Below are 17,170 nucleotides of genomic sequence, written 5' to 3' on the forward strand. Positions count from 1 at the left end.
TCCAATCATACTTACAAAACAATTCTGTTTATTAACTATAATTGGAATCTATACTGCTGTCAATTTAAAAGGAGAGGATAGTCAATCGCCAAGAAGGCTGCACCTGCATATACTGTTAATCCGATCATGATATAGGCAGAAGCGGAGGGCGGCGAGATGGATACAGGCCGGAGGCAAAGACTTGAAGAGAGGGCGAATACATGGACGCATCTTGTAGGACTAGTGTGCAGCGCGGCAGGAAGTGCGCTTCTTCTCACGAAAGTACTTCCAACTTATGATTGGAGGATCTGGCTAGGCGTACTGACGTATACGTGCTCACTCATGCTGATGTTTACGACTTCTACGCTGATGCACTCGCTTCCAGAAGGAGAGAAGAAAGAGCGATACATCAAGTATGATCATATGGCGATTTATTTGTGCATTGCAGGCACGTACACTCCTTTTTTAATGATTACCATTCAGACAGAGCACAGTATGCTTTTGCTGGCAGGAATATGGGTGTGCGCGGGGATTGGGGTACTGTGGAAATACTACTTTACGGGAAGATATGTCATCTGGTCGACCTTAATCTACTTGCTTCTTGGTTGGAGTGCATTATGGGTATGGGGACCGCTGCAAGACTCCCTCACTGGTGCTGGTTTGGTTTGGCTGCTAGCCGGAGGGGCGGCCTATAGCATCGGTACAATATTTTTTCTTTGGCGGAAGTTAATGCATCATCACGCCATCTGGCATGTCTTTGTCATTCTGGGTGCTGCCTGTCATTACGTGTGCATGTGGCAGTACGTATTTGCTTAATTGCCTACGCTCTAATTAATGAAGTCTGTTCAACGTGCAAATATCAATCTGGTGCAGCAATCGATCAAATCGCGGCTCTTCCTGCCATATACACGGATCGCAATTCCTTGACTTGATGATGTGACATTCGAACATCTAACCCCCGAAATAGGCTTCTCTCCAGCAGCGCCTGCTTTTTCTCCGGATGCTGAATCATTTCGTTTAATTTTGCAATTAGTGCTTGAAGCCGTTCCACTTTCTCGATCAGCAGTTCACGATGCTTCACTAAGGCTTCCGACTCATTGAATGAACCGTGCTCAATCAACTCCTTGATCGTTGATAAGGGAAGTTCCAGCTCTCTCATCAGGAGAATATGCTGAAGCAGAGTGAGCTGCTCTTGTTCATAATATCGATAGCCGTTGCTGCCGTAATAGGCAGGCTTGAGCAGTCCAATCTGGTCATAATAGCGCAATGTTCGAATGCTTACCCCGGATTGTGATGCGACTTCATTAACGGTGTATGCCATAGTCGACCCTCCTTTTCTAGTTCTAGCATAAGGGATGACGCGGGGAGAGAGTCAAGCGATCCTCGCGATTTTTGGCGAAAGATAGGAAAAACCGCATCGTAGTGCATGTTTCGACAGGGGAATAGTTCGTAATACCTATTGAGTGCTGTGGCAATCTTTCAATATACTAGAATTGCACTACCATTATCAACCAAATAGGAGGCTGAGTAATGAATCGGAACTTCCCGTTATCGCAAAAGTTTTTGCTCAAAACTTTAAGCGCTATGCTTGGTGCAAGCCTGCTAATAACTGCTCCGGTAGGTTCATTGTCAACGGTGCATGCCGCAAGCGACACTTCGCAGGCAGAAGTAGAAGCATGGCAAACGAACAAAGCCTATTCTGCAGGAGACATCGTATCTCATCAAGGGAAGATCTATCAAGCAAAGTGGTGGTCGTACAATAGCCGACCTGATGCCAAAGTAACCAATGAATGGGACACCCCATGGAAATTACTTAGTGACAGCGGCAAGGACACCACGCCACCTACATCTCCAACTCAACTCGTCTCAACAGAGCAAACCTCCACATCGATTACTTTATCCTGGACAGCATCTACCGACAACGTGGCCGTATCCCATTATGATGTGTATCGCAATGGCAGCAGAGTAGGCAGCACCATTGCCAAGATGTTTACTGACTATGAATTGAAAGCGGATACACTGTATCAGTATATGATCCGCGCGGTAGACACATCAGGCAATGAAGCGGGAAGCACAACGATACACGCATCTACGAAAGCGGTTGCAGGAAGCGATCTCCAGGTTGGAGAGAGCCGCGTGCTGTCAGATGCTCAGATTACGCAGCTATGGAATGGCTTGAATCCGGCTTTTCTTCCGGATGCAGCTGCAGCAGCGATTCAGACCGCTCTGCCTAAGGCGGAGTATGAATCCACATTCCCGCTTCGCTACGGTACTGCTGAGTGGGATGCCATTGCCAAAGGAAAATACTATTACAAACCGAATCAATCTGACTATTACTCCTATGATAATTTGGTAGCGGCTGTGCGTGAGATGGCCAACATAAAGTACAAGGAAGTGATCCGACAAGGCAACTCCAATGTCAAGCAAATCTACCGTTTGGACAAGCATTTGAAGACCGAAACGCTATTATATCAAGCGCCTGATTTTAATGATGCGAATATGGCCAATCTGCCGAAGATTACCCGCATCGTAGACTTTGGAAGCTTCTTAAGCGAAGGATCGAGCAATGATCGCAAGCGCGAGTTGGCTGGCTTCCTAGCCAATATTGCTCATGAAACAGGCGGCGGCTGGTCAACGGCTCCTGGCGGGGAGCTTCGCTGGGCTTTGTTCTTTAATGAAGAGCTGAATTATGTGAACACAGACAATATTGGCTATGTAGATGAGGACAACCTCTTCTGGAAGCCAGTTGCAGGCAAATCCTATCATGGCCGCGGGCCAATCCAACTAAGCTGGAACTACAACTATGGATTGATCAGTTCAATTGTATACAGCGATCCTTCCATTCTGCTCAATGACCCTGACAAGATTACAGCAGATGGCAAGCTGGGATATATCACAGCGCTCTTGTTCTGGATGACTCCACAAGATCCTAAGCCTTCGAATCATGACATTATGATTGGACAATGGGTGCCGACGACAGAGCAGTTGGCGAAAGGGCTTGTTCCTGGCTTCGGAGCAACCATCATGGTGATTAACGGGGGACAAGAAGGGAACTTATCGGAAGAAATGATGCCGGTTAAGCGCCGGGTCGATCATTACCGCGACCTGACTACCCGCATGGGCGCCACGATTACAGGGGAAAAGCTGGACACAGCAGGAATGCAGCCGTTTTAATTCGCAGAAGAATCTATTTTTGAGCAGGTTGACACAGAGATGCTTGTTTTCATGCTGGGTTTACTACTACTAGTATAGCCATTATAGGAGGTATATATGATGTACTCAAAATTTCCTTTTTCGCGATCTTTTATTCTTCGCAGTTTAAGCGCTGTGCTTGGTGTGACATTGCTGCTTTCCAGCAGTCCGGCAGCAATGGCTGCAGGCGAGCCTGATTCTAGCGTGCAAAGTGCTGCAGCGCAGTCCCAGTCTACTGCCCCTGCATGGGAAGCCTCCAAAGTCTACGTTGGCGGAGATATTGTATCCTATGAAGGCAAGCTGTTTAAGGCCAAATGGTGGACCCAAGGAGACAATCCTAACGGAGCCCTAAGCAGCACGGACTCGCCTTGGCAGCATATCGGTTCAGATACAGGCGGAGGAACGGACACGACACCGCCAAGCACACCTCCAGGACTTGCCTCAACAGCTCAGACTTCGTCATCCATCACTTTGACTTGGAACGCATCAACGGACAACGTAGGCGTGACTCAATACGATATTTACCGCAACAATATCAAAGTAGGCTTTTCGGCTACGACTTCTTACACGGACAATGGTCTGCAGGCTGATACCGCATACAGCTACACGATTATTGCTGTAGATGCTGCTGGCAACGCTTCCACTGCGAGCACACCTCTTTCAGTCAAAACAGCAGTAGACAATGGAAGCGGAGGTCCTTTCCTTGAAGTAGGACAGAGCCGAGTTATTACTGACGCTCAGGTTCAGGCCACTTGGGGTGGGATTGATCCTAACTTCCTCCCTTCTCAGGCAGAAGCCGCTGTTACAGCAGCGCTTTCAAAAGCAGACTATGAAGCATTGTTCCCACTTCGCATAGGATCAAGTGAATGGCATACTGCAGCAGCGGGCAAGCCTTATTACAAGCCGAATCAAGAGGATTATTACTCGTATGAAAATCTGATCGCGGCTGTTCGAGATACTGCAAATATCAAATATAAAGAGGTATACCGTGGAGGAAGCACCTGGACGAAGCAGATCTGGCGACTCGACAAAACGACAAAGACCGAAACGTTATTGTATGAAGAGCCGGAGTTTAACGCGGAGTGGAATCTGAACAAGCCAACAACTTCACGCATTGTGGACTTTGGTACCTTCCTTAAAGAAGGAAGCGAGACGAACAAGAAGCGCGAACTAGCTGCATTCTTAGCTAATATCGCCCACGAAACAGGCGGCGGATGGTCGACGGCTCCTGGTGGGGAGCTTCGCTGGGCTTTGTTCTTTAATGAAGAAGTATCTTATATTAACAACTCCAACATCGGTTATGTGCAAGCCAACAGTGATTACCCTGCTGTAGCGGGCAAATCGTATCATGGCCGTGGCCCTATCCAGTTAAGCTGGAACTACAATTATGGACTAATCGGTTCTATTATTTTCGGCGATAAGCACGTATTGCTGCAGAATCCAGAGAAAATTACACAAGATGGCAAGCTTGGCTTTATGACAGCCATACTGTTCTGGATGACTCCACAGGATCCAAAACCATCCTGCCACGATATTATGGTAGGCAACTATGTGCCAACGTCTGCGCAGCTAGCAAAAGGACTTGTACCGGGGTTTGGAGCAACCATCATGGTGATTAACGGTTCCTTTGAAGGCAACAAGGACGAAAGCGATATTCGTGTTGGCCGGCGTGTTGGCCATTACCTTGACATTACAAGCCGCGCTGGTGTTGATGTGACAGGGGAGAAGGTAAATACGCTGGGTATGCAGCCCTTTTAATTAAAACTCAAGGTTCCCAGGGGGATTTTAGCCCTGGGAATCTTTTTTATTAGGATATTTTGCTGCTGACGACAATGTTAAGGTAAAGTGCTTGACATTGTAGATTGAATCAGATATGATAATTGAGGTTGATGGGCTGTAAAGTGTTTTTCCTTGACGAAAGGAGTGGCCCGTTATGAATGATGAACAACTGCTAGAGAAGACGAACCGCATCAATATGCTGTTTGATTTCTATGAACCGCTTCTTACAGAGAAGCAGCAGACGTTTTTGAAGTGCTACTTTCAAGATGATTTCACATTGGGTGAGATCGCTCAGGAATTTGGCATTAGCCGTCAAGCGGTGTACGAGCATATTAAGCGGGCGGAGCAGACGCTAGAGTCGTATGAGAGCAAGCTAGCGCTTCTTCAGAAGTTCGAGGCTCGCACGAAGCTGATGGGAGAGCTTGAGCATCGATTAACACATACGCTTAACATACCCGACCCGCAGCGCGCGGAACTGCAGGAGGTTATCCGTGAACTGCAGGCGTTGGAATAAGGGAACGGGGTGAATCCATATGGCATTTGAAGGACTGACAAGCCGACTGCAAAACGTATTTGGCAAATTGCGCGGCAAAGGTAAGGTAAGTGAAGATGACGTCAATGAAGCGATGCGAGAAGTTCGACTTGCCCTTCTTGAGGCAGATGTTAACTTCAAGGTCGTGAAGGATTTCATCAATAAGGTGAAAGAAAAGGCCGTTGGCATTGAAGTGATGAAGAGCTTCACGCCAGGAATGGCCATTATTGATATCGTCAACAAGGAATTAACCGAGTTGATGGGCGGAGAGACGGCGAAGCTTGAGAAAGCAAACAAGCCGCCAACCGTAATCATGATGGCGGGTCTTCAAGGTGCAGGTAAGACAACGACCTCCGGCAAGCTGGCTAAGCTTCTTCAGAAGCAGAATCACAAGCCGCTTTTGGTTGCTGCAGACATTTATCGCCCAGCGGCGATCAAGCAGCTCGAAGTGCTCGGAAGTCAGATTAATGTTCCTGTATTTGCATTAGGCGATCAAGTAAGTCCGGTGGAGATTGCGAAGCAGGCGCTTGAGCATGCACGCGAGAACCATCTGGATTATGTCATTATTGATACTGCAGGCCGACTGCACATCGATGAGGCGCTGATGGATGAGCTGAAGCAGGTTCATGCAGCTGTCAATCCAACTGAGGTGCTGCTTGTTGTTGATGCCATGACAGGTCAAGATGCGGTCAACGTCGCAGACAGCTTCAATCAGCAGCTTGCGCTGACCGGGGTTGTCCTCACGAAGCTCGATGGAGATACACGCGGTGGTGCTGCGCTCTCCGTTAAGGCCGTGACGGGCTGTCCGATCAAGTTTGCTGCTACAGGCGAGAAGGTCGATGCACTTGAGCCGTTCCATCCAGAACGCATGGCATCGCGAATTCTAGGCATGGGTGACATGCTGTCCTTGATTGAGAAGGCGCAGGCGGGCATCGATGCTGATAAGGCGAAGGAAATGGAGATGAAGATGCGCAATGCATCCTTTACCTTCGATGATTTCCTTGAGCAGATGCAGCAGGTGAAGAAGCTTGGACCAATTGATCAGATCCTTGACATGATCCCAGGCATGAACAAGGTCAAGCAGACGCAGAATCTTAAAGTAGATGAGCGCCAGATGGGCCGAATCGAGGCTATTGTGCGCTCGATGACGAATGAAGAGCGTAAAGATCCTGATCTTATCAATCATAGCCGTAGAAAGCGGATTGCAGCAGGCAGCGGCACGCAGTTGGCTGATGTCAATCGACTCATCAAGCAGTTCGATGAGATGAGAAGAGTGATGAAGCAGTTCTCGGATATGATGGGTCCTAAAGGGCCGAAGATGATGAAATCGCTGAAGAGCAGAGCTGGTAAGGGGAATAGATACCCATTCCGCTAATGCTTCATATAGAATTTTCTTAAGGAGGTGAAAGTCGTGGCAGTACGTATTCGTTTGAAACGTATGGGTGCTCATAAAGCTCCATTCTATCGTGTGGTTGTTTCGGATTCCCGTTCCCCGCGTGACGGTCGTTTTATCGAGGAAATCGGTTATTATAACCCAGTAGCTCAACCTGCAGTAGTCAACATCGACGAAGAAAAAGCGTTGAAATGGCTGCAAACAGGAGCTCAAGCTTCTGACACTGTTCGTAACTTGCTTAGCCAAGCTGGTGTTATGAAGAAGTTCCATGAATCCAAATTCCAGAAATAATGAATCATCGGAGGGTGAAAGATGGAAAAGTTAGTGTCAGTCATTGCACAGGCTTTGGTCGATCATCCGGATGAGGTCCGTGTGACTACTGTTGAGAAGGAACATGTGGTCGTTTACGAACTGCATGTTCATCCTGATGATGTCGGTAAAGTCATCGGCAAGCAGGGACGCATCGCTAAGGCGCTGCGGACGGTTGTCACATCGGCAGCCGTGAAGGTTCCTAAACGTGTTGCTGTGGACATTATTTCTTAATAAGTCGAATGGGGTTAGGATCATATCCTAACCCTTTTTCGTATAATCAGATTGTTTCAAGCTACACTAGCCTTAAGGGCACATGATGATGACTATGTTTGATAGGTGCAGGAGGGAGCGTTAAGGGTCACAATGGATAAATCCTTATTTACGGTTGGAGTTGTTGTCAATACGCAGGGCATTCGAGGAGAAGTGAAAATCGTTCCCCATACAGATTTTGCTGAGGAGCGCTTTGCGCCAAAGAGCAAGCTTGTATTGGTGCAAGAATCCTCCAACCGGATGGTGCCGGTTACCGTGGAACATTCACGTTTACATAAAAATATGTATGTTGTGAAGTTTAAGGAGTTCAATAATATTAATGAAGTGGAAGCCTTCAAAACATGGCTGATTAAAGTATCTGTAGAAGAACGTGAGCCGCTTGAAGAAGGCGAATATTACTATAGCGACATTATTGGCTGCATGGTTGTAACAGAAGACGGCGAGGAGCTTGGTCCGATTAAGGAGATTCTTGCACCTGGCGCCAATCATGTCTGGGTTGTTAAAATGCCAAAAGGCAAGGATTTGCTGCTGCCTGTTATTGATCCTGTCATTCTGGATGTGAATGTGAAGGAGAAGAGAGTCACGGTTCATCTTATGGAGGGACTAATGGAATGAGAATCGACGTTTTGACCCTGTTTCCTGAGATGTGTGAAGGGGTGTTCTCTTCAAGCATCATGGGACGGGCTAGAGACAAAGGGATTGTAGAATTAAATGCGCTCAATTTTCGTCCGTTCTCGACCAATAAGCATTCTACAGTGGATGACTATCCATATGGCGGAGGCGGCGGGATGGTCCTGAAGCCAGAACCGATCTTTGCTGCAGTTGAGCATGTGATGGCAGAGGCTGATTGCCATGCGGCAAGCAAGGGGACTGAAGGAGAATCAGAAGGGAGCACTGTAAGCTCAAGGAGCAAGCCGAGAGTCATTCTGATGTGTCCTCAGGGCGAAACTTTTACGCAGAAGAAAGCAGAGGAACTGGCGAAGGAAGAGCATCTAATCTTTATTTGCGGACATTATGAAGGTTATGATGAACGGATTCGAGAGCATCTTGTGACCGATGAGCTGTCGATAGGGGATTATGTGCTGACAGGTGGAGAGCTGCCTGCAATGACGATTGCAGATGCGGTTGTACGTCTGCTTCCCGGTGTGCTCGGCAATGAAACTTCTGCGGTTACAGATTCCTTCAGCACAGGCCTGCTTGAGTATCCTCATTACACACGGCCAGTCGACTTCAGAGGCTGGAGCGTTCCCGATGTGCTGATGTCAGGTCATCATGCCAATATTGAAGCTTGGAGAAGAGAACAATCTTTGAAGCGAACGTTCATGCGCAGGCCAGACTTGCTCCTCGGAATGGAGCTGTCGAAGCAGGATCAGGCGATCTTAAGACGATTGAAAGAACAGAGCGCGAACGGCGAAGATAAGCTGAGCAAGCTGGATTAAGCGGCTTTGAACGTACACTTGAAGGATGTTCGCTTTCAAGTGCGCAGCAACTCCTCTGAGGTTATAGGCGCAAAGGCAAGGGCAGAAGCTTAAAGATTCTGCCCTCGTTAATCGCTTGTTACGTTCTATGTGGTCTTGTCCTCGTTGAGTTCAAAGGCAATGACCGTGTCAATGTCGCATGGCAGCGATGCTTGCGGGAAATTGGCGAACAGATAGCCTTTAAAGGCTTCTCCATTCCACGGAGTGGAGATATTCACCTCTGCGCCATCCGCCAGCCGTCTCGCCTGCTTGACGCGTCCCTGAAGGTCTTCGAATGCAATAGGGCCGATTCCGCGCTCTAGGATATGCGCATACAGCGTGTTGCCAGCCTGCGTATAGCGTCCCCATTCAGGCTTGTCGAAGCTTGCCGCTGCACATCCGTATATGCTGCTGCCATTGCGCTTCATCCATGCGCCTACCTCGCGCAGCACCTCTTGAGACTTCTCAGGGATTGCGCCTCGCGCATCAGGCCCTACGTTCAACAGCAGATTGCCATTCTTGCTCACACATTCCACAAGACCGCGTATAACGGTTTTTGCCGTTTTATAATCCTCATCATAGGCATGATATCCCCAGTGCTGATTAAGCGTAATGCATGCTTCCCAAGGAACAGCATTCCCAAGCTCATTCACGATGCCTTTTGGAGGCAGAATTTGCTCTGGAGAGGCAAAATCCCCAGCGTAGCTTTCTGGCTCAGCCGCCAATAGGTTGCCTCCTAAACGATTGTCGATCAGTACATTTGGCTGCAGCTCACGAATCATCGCCACAAGTTCGCTTGCCTTCCATGTCTCGCCCTTCATTTCATCATAAGAGAAATCAAACCACAGCACATCGATTGTGCCATAGTTCGTCAGCAGTTCTTTTACTTGACCGTGCATATAGCTTACGTATCGATCGAATTGATGTTGAGCAGCTTTGAAGGCATCGCTGCCGCGCATAGGATGGATGCGATCGTGATAAGCTGGGTAATCCGGGTGATGCCAATCGATCAGCGAGTAGTATAGGCCTACCTTCAGCCCTTCTGCGCGAAAAGCATCCACGTATTCCTTCACTAGATCACGCTGTGCTTTCGTGTTGGTGGCTTTGTATTCCGTCAGCTTGCTGTCAAACAAGCAGAATCCATCATGATGCTTGGCGGTCATGACCGCGTACTTCATACCTGCTTCTTTTGCGAGCTTTGCCCACTGCCTTGGATCGTAGAGATCAGGATCAAAGTCTTCAAAATACGGCTGATACGCTTCAATAGACATCTTCTCCTGGTTGCGAACCCACTCCCCGCGGGCAGGTACAGCATACAATCCCCAGTGAATGAACATGCCAAAGCGGTCTTGCATAAACCAATCCAATCGATTTTCTTTTTCGATTTGCTGCATGATGCTTATCCCTCCTATGTAGACTCGAAACTCATTCTTATTGTAGTCGGAAGAAGCTATAATGAAGATAGGGAGAACTAATCCATTTTTGTACAATATTAAGATAGGATGGGTACTGATATGGGCAAGGAAGAACTGCTTCAGCATTACTTCTCTCATCTGAACTTGGATGTGCAGGAGGCCAACTATACGAAGTGTCCGAAGACATGGCGCGAGATTAATTTTGTTCCATCCTTTAACCGACTGTATCTTATCGAACAAGGCGAAGGAGAAATTCAAGTAGGGGGACAACGCTACTGTCCGTCGGCTCATGATCTTGTCATTATGCCGGCACAGGTGAAGCAGTCCTACACGACGATCAGTGATGCCACTTATCTCAAGTATTGGGTTCATTTTACGGCTGTCGTGGGGGAGCGGTCGTTATTTCAACTGCTGGACACTCCGGTTGTGCTGCATTTGACGGCAGATGCGTTTATACATGCACAGCATAAGATGCAGGAACTAAGAAAGATTCATATGGAACGCGCATGGACGAGCCCGCTTCGCAAGCGAGCAGCTATGCTGCAGCTTCTGGAGCTGTATTTTTCCTGCATAGGATTGCAGCAAATTCAGCTGCGATCGAAGGATGCTGATAAGCTTAATGTCATTATAGCCTACATGGCAGAGCATATTGATCAGCGCATAACGGTGCAAGAGCTTGCCCGCCAGCTTCACCTGCATCCTAATTATTTTATTACCTATTTTCGCGAGCATATGGGAGAATCACCAATTCAGTATATGAATAAGATGAAGCTTGAGCATGCCAAGCAGCTTCTGCTTACTGGAGAGCTGCACATTCATGAAGTGGCTGAACGAGTAGGGATGGATGCTTATTATTTTTCTCGCCAATTCAAGGAGTTCACAGGATTTAGTCCAAGCGGTTATAGGGCATCACATCGAGCAGAGGGAAAATGAGCATAAAAAAGCGGTCGATACGAATAGTGAACGAGAAGATAACGTTTGATTCGAACATCGACCGCGTGTGTTCCTGCTTAAGAATAATGCGGTGATCATATTTGGTTTTACTAAAACGACAAAAGCCCTACCTCTCTTTCGTCCTTGCGGCTCCTTGACCGCGCCAGTGTGAATAAGTGTTACCAATAGTCAAGCTTCTAATTAAATAAGGGAATTAGACGAATGAATATGAGGAGAAATCTTATTCTTTCTTGAGGAACAAATCTTGAGGGTGATTCGCAACAATTAATATTATAGCATACTCGCAAATAAAATGCTACCTTAATTTCATTTCACCTTGACTGACTGTGCTCCAAATGCGTTTATCTTTAAGTAGAGCTGCGCTATAATGAAGAATAAATAGTAGCGAAGTATAACATGTAATAGGATAGGATGTTGAGGTAGGAAGCCATGGAAAATGTGAAATTGGAATCTTGGCAGGCTCGTGTCGATGCAGCGCGCGTCCAGGCATCAGATGAGAGTGTCGTACTTATGGATGAGATGTTGAACGAGCTTAAGCTATTGCATGAGCAGAATGCGCAGCTTCGGAAGTCATTAGTACAAGCGAGACAGAAGTCGAAGATGTCAACCAAGCTGAAGGAAGCTTTGTACGAATAAGAAAAATGGTTCGATACGGATCGTTTCATGTTGTACATAGGGGATGGCATGCTTTCTAGTTGGTGAAAATGATCTTGTGTTTCTGCTATGGTTATGATACAATAACTTTCGTTGTGTGGAATACGGTGGTCCTCTACATACAATGACGGGTGCGTAATAGGTCGTGCTCTGAGATGTAAGAACACCTGTGTGGAAGGAGGGAGTCCTAGATGAATATCGTACAAGCGATTACGCAAGAACAACTTCGTAAAGATGTACCAAGTTTCCGTCCTGGTGATACTTTGAAAGTTCATGTAAAAGTTATCGAGGGAACTCGTGAGCGTATCCAGCTTTTCGAAGGTGTTGTAATTAAGCGTCGTGGTGGCGGCATCAGTGAAACGTTTACTGTTCGTAAAATTTCCTACGGTGTAGGTGTTGAGCGTACATTCCCGATTCACTCGCCAAAAATCGATAAAATCGAAGTGGCTCGCCGTGGTAAAGTGCGTCGTGCGAAGCTTTATTATCTTCGTAAACTTCGCGGTAAAGCAGCGAGAATCAAAGAAATCCGTTAATGAAACACCGGGGGCTTGCAGATTACGCAAGCCCCTTTTGCTATATTCCACAAAATCGTATAGTCTATTAGCATGAGTATAGATCTCGATAAATACACATCCTAGGAAGAGGGCGAGGCAGGCTTATGGACAATGAAAGCCAAGTGAACAATTCAGGCAGTGCAGGATCTTCTGAGCAACAGACGAGAAGCAATAAGAATGAGCTGCTAGAATGGGTAAAAGCCATCGCCGTTGCGGTTGTACTCGTCGTTGTCGTTCGATGGCTATTGTTTGCCCCGTTTATCGTTGATGGTCCATCTATGGAACCTAACTTCTGGACGGGCGAGCGCTTGATTGTGAACAAGGTGCTCTATAATTTCCGCGAACCAGAGCGAGGAGAAGTCGTCGTGTTCCATGTTCCACAGGAGAACCGCGATCTCATTAAGCGTGTCATTGGTGTAGCGGGAGATACCGTTGAGTACAAAGGCGACGATCTTTTTGTCAATGGCGAGAAGATTGATGAGCCGTATCTAAAAGAAGCACTGGATCAAGCACATGCTGAGGGCAAGCTGTACAACGACCGGGATTATCCAAATGAAATGCTAACGGAGACGAAGGTGCCTGAAGGTCATATCTTTGTGCTTGGTGACCACCGGAACAACAGTACGGACAGCAGAGCGCTAGGGTTTATTCCTTTGGAAGATGTCATTGGCCGAGCAGATGTCATTTTCTGGCCAATTAAACATATTCAGATCGTGAAGCATCACTGATCGGATAATCAACAGCAAGACACACACGGGAGGTGATGACTGTGGCGATTCAATGGTTCCCTGGTCATATGACCAGAGCAAGAAGACAGATCCAAGAAAAATTGAAGCTTATCGATGTCGTCATCGAATTGCTGGATGCGAGGCTGCCAATGTCAAGCCGCAATCCAATGATTGATGAGATTCTTGGGAACAAGCCTCGATTAATTCTACTAAACAAGTCCGACTTGGCAGACCCTGAGCTTACGGCGAGATGGCAGGAAGTCTTCCTTAAGGAAGGGCATAAAGCGATTGCCATCGATGCATCAAGCGGAACGAATGTTCAGAGCATTCCAGTTGAAGCAAGAAAGCAGTTGGAAGAGAAGTTTGCGAAGCAAATTGCCAAAGGCATGAAGCCGCGAGCGGTTCGCGCGTTGATTGTGGGCATCCCGAATGTTGGGAAGTCGACACTGATTAACAAGCTTGCTGGCCGCCAGGTTGCAGCAACAGGAGATCGTCCAGGCGTCACGAAAGGTCAGCAGTGGATTCGAGTTGGCTCTGAGCTGGAATTGCTCGATACGCCAGGAATCCTTTGGCCGCGATTTGAAGACCAGATGGTCGGGTATCGCTTGGCTGCAACAGGAGCGATCAAGGATCAGATCTTGAATGTAGAGGATATTGCCTTTTATGCTCTGCGTTATTTGACGACGCATTATGAGGAGCAAGTCAAGCAGCGCTTTGAAATAGAAGAGCTTCCTCCTCAGCTGGATGAGGATCCAAATGCTGTTGTCGCCGTGATGGAAGACATCGGAAGGCGTCGTGGATGTCTGGTTAGCGGGGGCAGAGTGGACCTTGAGAAGGCATCGGGCATTATTCTTCGAGAGCTTCGAAGCGGCAAGCTCGGCCGAATTACGTTTGAGACACCATAAAGGCTTACTTCACGGTATACTAGGGCACAGCCGCTTCTTCCTTATAGGAGGGGAGCGGTTGTTTTATTTTTCGTTCCAGAACGATTGCTTCCGAGGTAGATTCAGGATTTGATTTTTGTGCGGGATAGCGGCGAGCCTCCCTTAAGGTGAGGCTGCCCAGTTGATTGGCTCTGAGAAGGTTGTCTCATGGGCTTAGGAGGAATGTAGGATGGGGAAAGGTAGCAGCACACCGAAGGAGACGATTGATCTGCTTCAATGGGAACGAGAGCACTGGGAGCAAGGCTTTGATGCAATCGCGGGCATTGATGAAGTAGGCAGAGGCTGCTTGTTTGGCGATGTTGTCGCAGCGGCGGTAATTATGCCGAAGGGCTTGATTCTAGATGGGGTCGATGACTCGAAAAAGTTGTCCGAGAAGAAACGCGAGAAGTTGTACGAGGAGATTATTGAACATGCACTGGCATGGAGCGTCGCACGTATTGATGCACCGACTATTGATGAGCTGAATATTAAGCAGGCCACTCGTCTTGCGATGAAGCAAGCGGTGGAACAGCTGCAGCTAGCACCGGATGTCTTATTTGTCGATGCGGAAAAGATCGATCTCCCCGTGAGACAGCATGCCATTATTAAAGGAGATGCAACCAGTCAGTCTATCGCCTGCGCCTCGATCCTGGCAAAGGTGACAAGAGACAGGTTGTGTATGCAGGAGTGGGAGTCGCAGTATCCGGACTACGGGATTGCCATACATAAGGGATATGGCACGAAGCTTCATCGTGAAGCCATTGTGACCCATGGCCCTACGCCGATGCATCGCCGCTCCTTTTTAACAAAACTGTTGTCTGAGCCTGAACCGACTCTATTCTAATAGAGGGAGAGGACATCATTTATTCTTTTATTCTAGCAGCATGTTATAGTAACAAGGCTATAGCGGGATTATATTACTAAGCACCAGGGAAACCTGGTGCTTTTTTTAATGCAAATGAGAAAAATAATATTAGCTGCTTGAAATCTAGAGAAGGACCACCAAATTTTGATTTCACAGGCTGAAAATCTGCTTGTCAGAATTTACAGGTAGGTTAGTAGGGCACAGGCATGATAATATAATTTTTGTTCTTATAAGATACACAACTGTCCTTTGTAAGAGGACAAAATAAATGAAATGTCCGCTATACAGAAAAGGGGTTGTTGACATCATGAAAAAAGTGGGCTTGTTTATGCGAATCCTTATCGCCATTGCGCTTGGGGTAGGCATTGGCTGGATTGCACCGACGTGGATCATTCGCATATTTTCAACGTTTAACGAAATATTCGGCAATTTTCTGGCTTTCTGCATACCACTTATCATTATCGCCTTCATTGTTCCTGGAATCGGGGAATTGGGAAGAGGGGCAGGCAAGCTGCTTGGTCTAACGACCTTTGTTGTTTATTTATCTACTGCACTGGCTGGAATGCTGGCCTTGTTTGTTGCGAAAAATGGGTTTCAAGTGCTGCTGCCCCCGACTCTGCTCCAAGCGGTGGGCAACCCGGGTGATGCGCTGCTTCCGAGCTACTTCAGCATCGAGATGCCCCCTGTCTTCAATGTAATGACAGCTTTGCTGCTCGCATTCCTGCTTGGCATTGGCATTGCTGCGACGCAAGCCGAACAGCTGATGAAGGCGTCCTCAGAATTCAAGGCGATCATTGGGAAGGTGATCTCATCAGTCATCATTCCACTCTTGCCAATTCATATTATGGGGATCTTTATGAACATGACGCAGGCTGGAGCGGTTGCGATGATCTTGCAGGTATTTCTTAAGGTGTTTGCTGTTATTCTTCTGATGCATCTGGTCATGCTGATTCTGCAATACAGCACAGCGGGGCTGTTAAATAAGAAGAATCCGCTTCGCATGATGAAAGTCATGATTCCAGCTTATATGACAGCCCTTGGAACGCAGTCTTCTGCCGCCACAATTCCGATTACGCTGCAGCAGGTGAAGAAGCTTGGCACCGATGAGGACATAGCGGACTTTACGGTTCCATTATGTGCTACGATTCATATTACAGGCTCAACCATTACGTTGACGTCCGTTGCTTCCATTATTCTGCTGCTGCATGGCCAGCCCTTGAGCTGGGCACAGATGATTCCATTTATTTTGATGCTCGGCATAACGATGATCGCAGCGCCTAGTGTGCCAGGCGGCGGCGTTATGGCTGCGCTCGGTCTCTTTCAAACGATGCTTGGCTTCGACGAGGCGATGATCAGCTTGGCGATTGCCCTATATATCGCTCAGGACAGCTTTGGCACAGCTGCAAATGTAACAGGAGACGGAGCGATAGCGCAGATTGTTCATGCGATTAAGCATCGAACTTTTCAGAGTGCGCAGCTGGACAAAGGACGAACGATCAACAGTGAAACCACAAAAACACCTCTTTAACAAGGAGGTGTTTTTTGTTTGGGCAAGCAAGACTGGGTAGGAGGGTGTATTTTTCGTGTCAATATAGGAATATTCATGTCGAATGAAGAAGTGGTAAGACAGCAAGGATAGAAATTGCAGGGTTAGGAGAGAGTAAGATGCCAAACGTACTGTCTAAGCTGCTCTGGTTGATCGGAGCAATTCTGCTGATATGGGTCAACAACCAGGTGCTCGGCTATAGCAAGGTATTGTCCCAGCAGACGGGTGAGAGCATTTATGGAATTGCAGGCACATGGCTGGTTGCCTTTTGGTCAGGTGCTTATCTTGTGCTTCTTGGAGGCTTGAGAAGAAGGAAGCCGATACATAAACCTCTGTTTTTTCTCGGATTTTTGCCGTGCCTGCTGCTATCCATTCTGCCATACACATATCATTGCTTGCCGATAGGCGAGAAATTTTTTTATGAGCTTATTCAAAGTTCCTTTCATATGATATTTTTCAGCTTGGCTAGTGGATTTACGCTCATGCTCAGTCTATGTCGATTCCAGCCTTAATCGCGCAATAGCAGGTGAGAATAGCTAGAGGGATACACTCTATCGCAGATGCGGTATCGTCATAATAGAGATGGATCAGCCATTGGCTGCTAGGCATTCGAACTG

General features: G+C 47.4%; 19 protein-coding genes. 17 read left to right on the forward strand and 2 right to left on the reverse strand.

Features of this window, described 5'->3' with window-relative positions:
• Window positions 1-156 precede the first annotated feature (156 nt).
• Window positions 157-795, forward strand: a complete 639-nt coding sequence (gene trhA / locus B9Y93_RS02845; protein ID WP_085492831.1) for a PAQR family membrane homeostasis protein TrhA — start codon at window positions 157-159, stop codon at window positions 793-795.
• A gap of 64 nt (window positions 796-859) precedes the next feature.
• Here the strand turns inward: trhA and B9Y93_RS02850 are convergent, their stop codons facing one another.
• Complete coding sequence (locus B9Y93_RS02850; protein WP_085492832.1) at window positions 860-1,300, reverse strand: MerR family transcriptional regulator; 441 nt, start codon at window positions 1,298-1,300, stop codon at window positions 860-862.
• A 209-nt stretch (window positions 1,301-1,509) separates the two neighbouring features.
• Between B9Y93_RS02850 and B9Y93_RS02855 the strand changes: the two genes are divergently transcribed.
• The 8 genes from B9Y93_RS02855 to trmD all read left to right on the forward strand — a co-directional run bounded on the left by B9Y93_RS02855 (window position 1,510) and on the right by trmD (window position 8,896).
• Complete coding sequence (locus tag B9Y93_RS02855) at window positions 1,510-3,153, forward strand: glycoside hydrolase family 19 protein (RefSeq protein ID WP_085492833.1); 1,644 nt, start codon at window positions 1,510-1,512, stop codon at window positions 3,151-3,153.
• A 96-nt stretch (window positions 3,154-3,249) separates the two neighbouring features.
• Window positions 3,250-4,929, forward strand: a complete 1,680-nt coding sequence (locus B9Y93_RS25015; protein WP_085492834.1) for a glycoside hydrolase family 19 protein — start codon at window positions 3,250-3,252, stop codon at window positions 4,927-4,929.
• A gap of 175 nt (window positions 4,930-5,104) precedes the next feature.
• Window positions 5,105-5,464 carry a putative DNA-binding protein gene (locus B9Y93_RS02865; protein ID WP_085492835.1) on the forward strand — a complete coding sequence of 120 codons (360 nt, stop codon included), beginning with the start codon at window positions 5,105-5,107 and terminating at the stop codon, window positions 5,462-5,464.
• Window positions 5,465-5,483: 19 nt separating this feature from the next.
• The gene (gene ffh / locus B9Y93_RS02870) at window positions 5,484-6,857 is read left to right on the forward strand and encodes a signal recognition particle protein (RefSeq protein WP_085492836.1); all 1,374 of its coding nucleotides are present in this window, start codon (window positions 5,484-5,486) and stop codon (window positions 6,855-6,857) included.
• A 36-nt stretch (window positions 6,858-6,893) separates the two neighbouring features.
• Window positions 6,894-7,166, forward strand: coding sequence for a 30S ribosomal protein S16 (gene rpsP, locus B9Y93_RS02875; protein ID WP_085492837.1), 273 nt, complete (start codon window positions 6,894-6,896; stop codon window positions 7,164-7,166).
• Window positions 7,167-7,187: 21 nt separating this feature from the next.
• Window positions 7,188-7,418 carry a KH domain-containing protein gene (locus B9Y93_RS02880; RefSeq protein ID WP_085492838.1) on the forward strand — a complete coding sequence of 77 codons (231 nt, stop codon included), beginning with the start codon at window positions 7,188-7,190 and terminating at the stop codon, window positions 7,416-7,418.
• A gap of 132 nt (window positions 7,419-7,550) precedes the next feature.
• Entirely contained in the window at window positions 7,551-8,072 is a 522-nt protein-coding gene (gene rimM, locus B9Y93_RS02885; RefSeq protein WP_085492839.1) for a ribosome maturation factor RimM, read from the forward strand.
• A complete protein-coding gene (trmD, locus tag B9Y93_RS02890; protein WP_085492840.1) occupies window positions 8,069-8,896 on the forward strand; it encodes a tRNA (guanosine(37)-N1)-methyltransferase TrmD in 828 nt (275 codons plus the stop codon). Before rimM ends, trmD begins: the two co-directional genes overlap by 4 nt.
• Before the next feature lie 125 nt (window positions 8,897-9,021).
• Here trmD and B9Y93_RS02895 read toward each other — a convergent pair whose 3' ends face one another.
• Complete coding sequence (locus tag B9Y93_RS02895; protein WP_085492841.1) at window positions 9,022-10,308, reverse strand: alpha-L-fucosidase; 1,287 nt, start codon at window positions 10,306-10,308, stop codon at window positions 9,022-9,024.
• A gap of 120 nt (window positions 10,309-10,428) precedes the next feature.
• Between B9Y93_RS02895 and B9Y93_RS02900 the strand changes: the two genes are divergently transcribed.
• From B9Y93_RS02900 to B9Y93_RS02935, 8 genes are all read left to right on the forward strand, one after another.
• Window positions 10,429-11,262, forward strand: a complete 834-nt coding sequence (locus tag B9Y93_RS02900; RefSeq protein ID WP_085492842.1) for an AraC family transcriptional regulator — start codon at window positions 10,429-10,431, stop codon at window positions 11,260-11,262.
• Between the two features lie 450 nt (window positions 11,263-11,712).
• Window positions 11,713-11,919: a hypothetical protein gene (locus B9Y93_RS02905; protein ID WP_085492843.1), complete on the forward strand. Its 207-nt coding sequence runs from the start codon at window positions 11,713-11,715 to the stop codon at window positions 11,917-11,919.
• Between the two features lie 209 nt (window positions 11,920-12,128).
• The gene (gene rplS, locus B9Y93_RS02910) at window positions 12,129-12,470 is read left to right on the forward strand and encodes a 50S ribosomal protein L19 (RefSeq protein WP_085492844.1); all 342 of its coding nucleotides are present in this window, start codon (window positions 12,129-12,131) and stop codon (window positions 12,468-12,470) included.
• A 125-nt stretch (window positions 12,471-12,595) separates the two neighbouring features.
• On the forward strand, window positions 12,596-13,219 hold the full coding sequence (gene lepB, locus B9Y93_RS02915) for a signal peptidase I (RefSeq protein ID WP_085492845.1): 624 nt from the start codon (window positions 12,596-12,598) through the stop codon (window positions 13,217-13,219).
• Window positions 13,220-13,260: 41 nt separating this feature from the next.
• Complete coding sequence (ylqF, locus tag B9Y93_RS02920; protein ID WP_085492846.1) at window positions 13,261-14,124, forward strand: ribosome biogenesis GTPase YlqF; 864 nt, start codon at window positions 13,261-13,263, stop codon at window positions 14,122-14,124.
• 208 nt (window positions 14,125-14,332) lie between these two features.
• On the forward strand, window positions 14,333-14,986 hold the full coding sequence (locus B9Y93_RS02925) for a ribonuclease HII (RefSeq protein ID WP_085492847.1): 654 nt from the start codon (window positions 14,333-14,335) through the stop codon (window positions 14,984-14,986).
• A gap of 328 nt (window positions 14,987-15,314) precedes the next feature.
• Window positions 15,315-16,535 carry a dicarboxylate/amino acid:cation symporter gene (locus tag B9Y93_RS02930; protein ID WP_085493935.1) on the forward strand — a complete coding sequence of 407 codons (1,221 nt, stop codon included), beginning with the start codon at window positions 15,315-15,317 and terminating at the stop codon, window positions 16,533-16,535.
• Window positions 16,536-16,672: 137 nt separating this feature from the next.
• Entirely contained in the window at window positions 16,673-17,065 is a 393-nt protein-coding gene (locus tag B9Y93_RS02935) for a hypothetical protein (RefSeq protein WP_085492848.1), read from the forward strand.
• Window positions 17,066-17,170: the final 105 nt, after the last annotated feature.

Origin of the sequence: Paenibacillus aquistagni (assembly GCF_900177815.1) — a bacterium.
In the GTDB taxonomy this organism is placed as follows: Bacteria; Bacillota; Bacilli; order Paenibacillales; family Paenibacillaceae; genus Paenibacillus_B; species Paenibacillus_B aquistagni.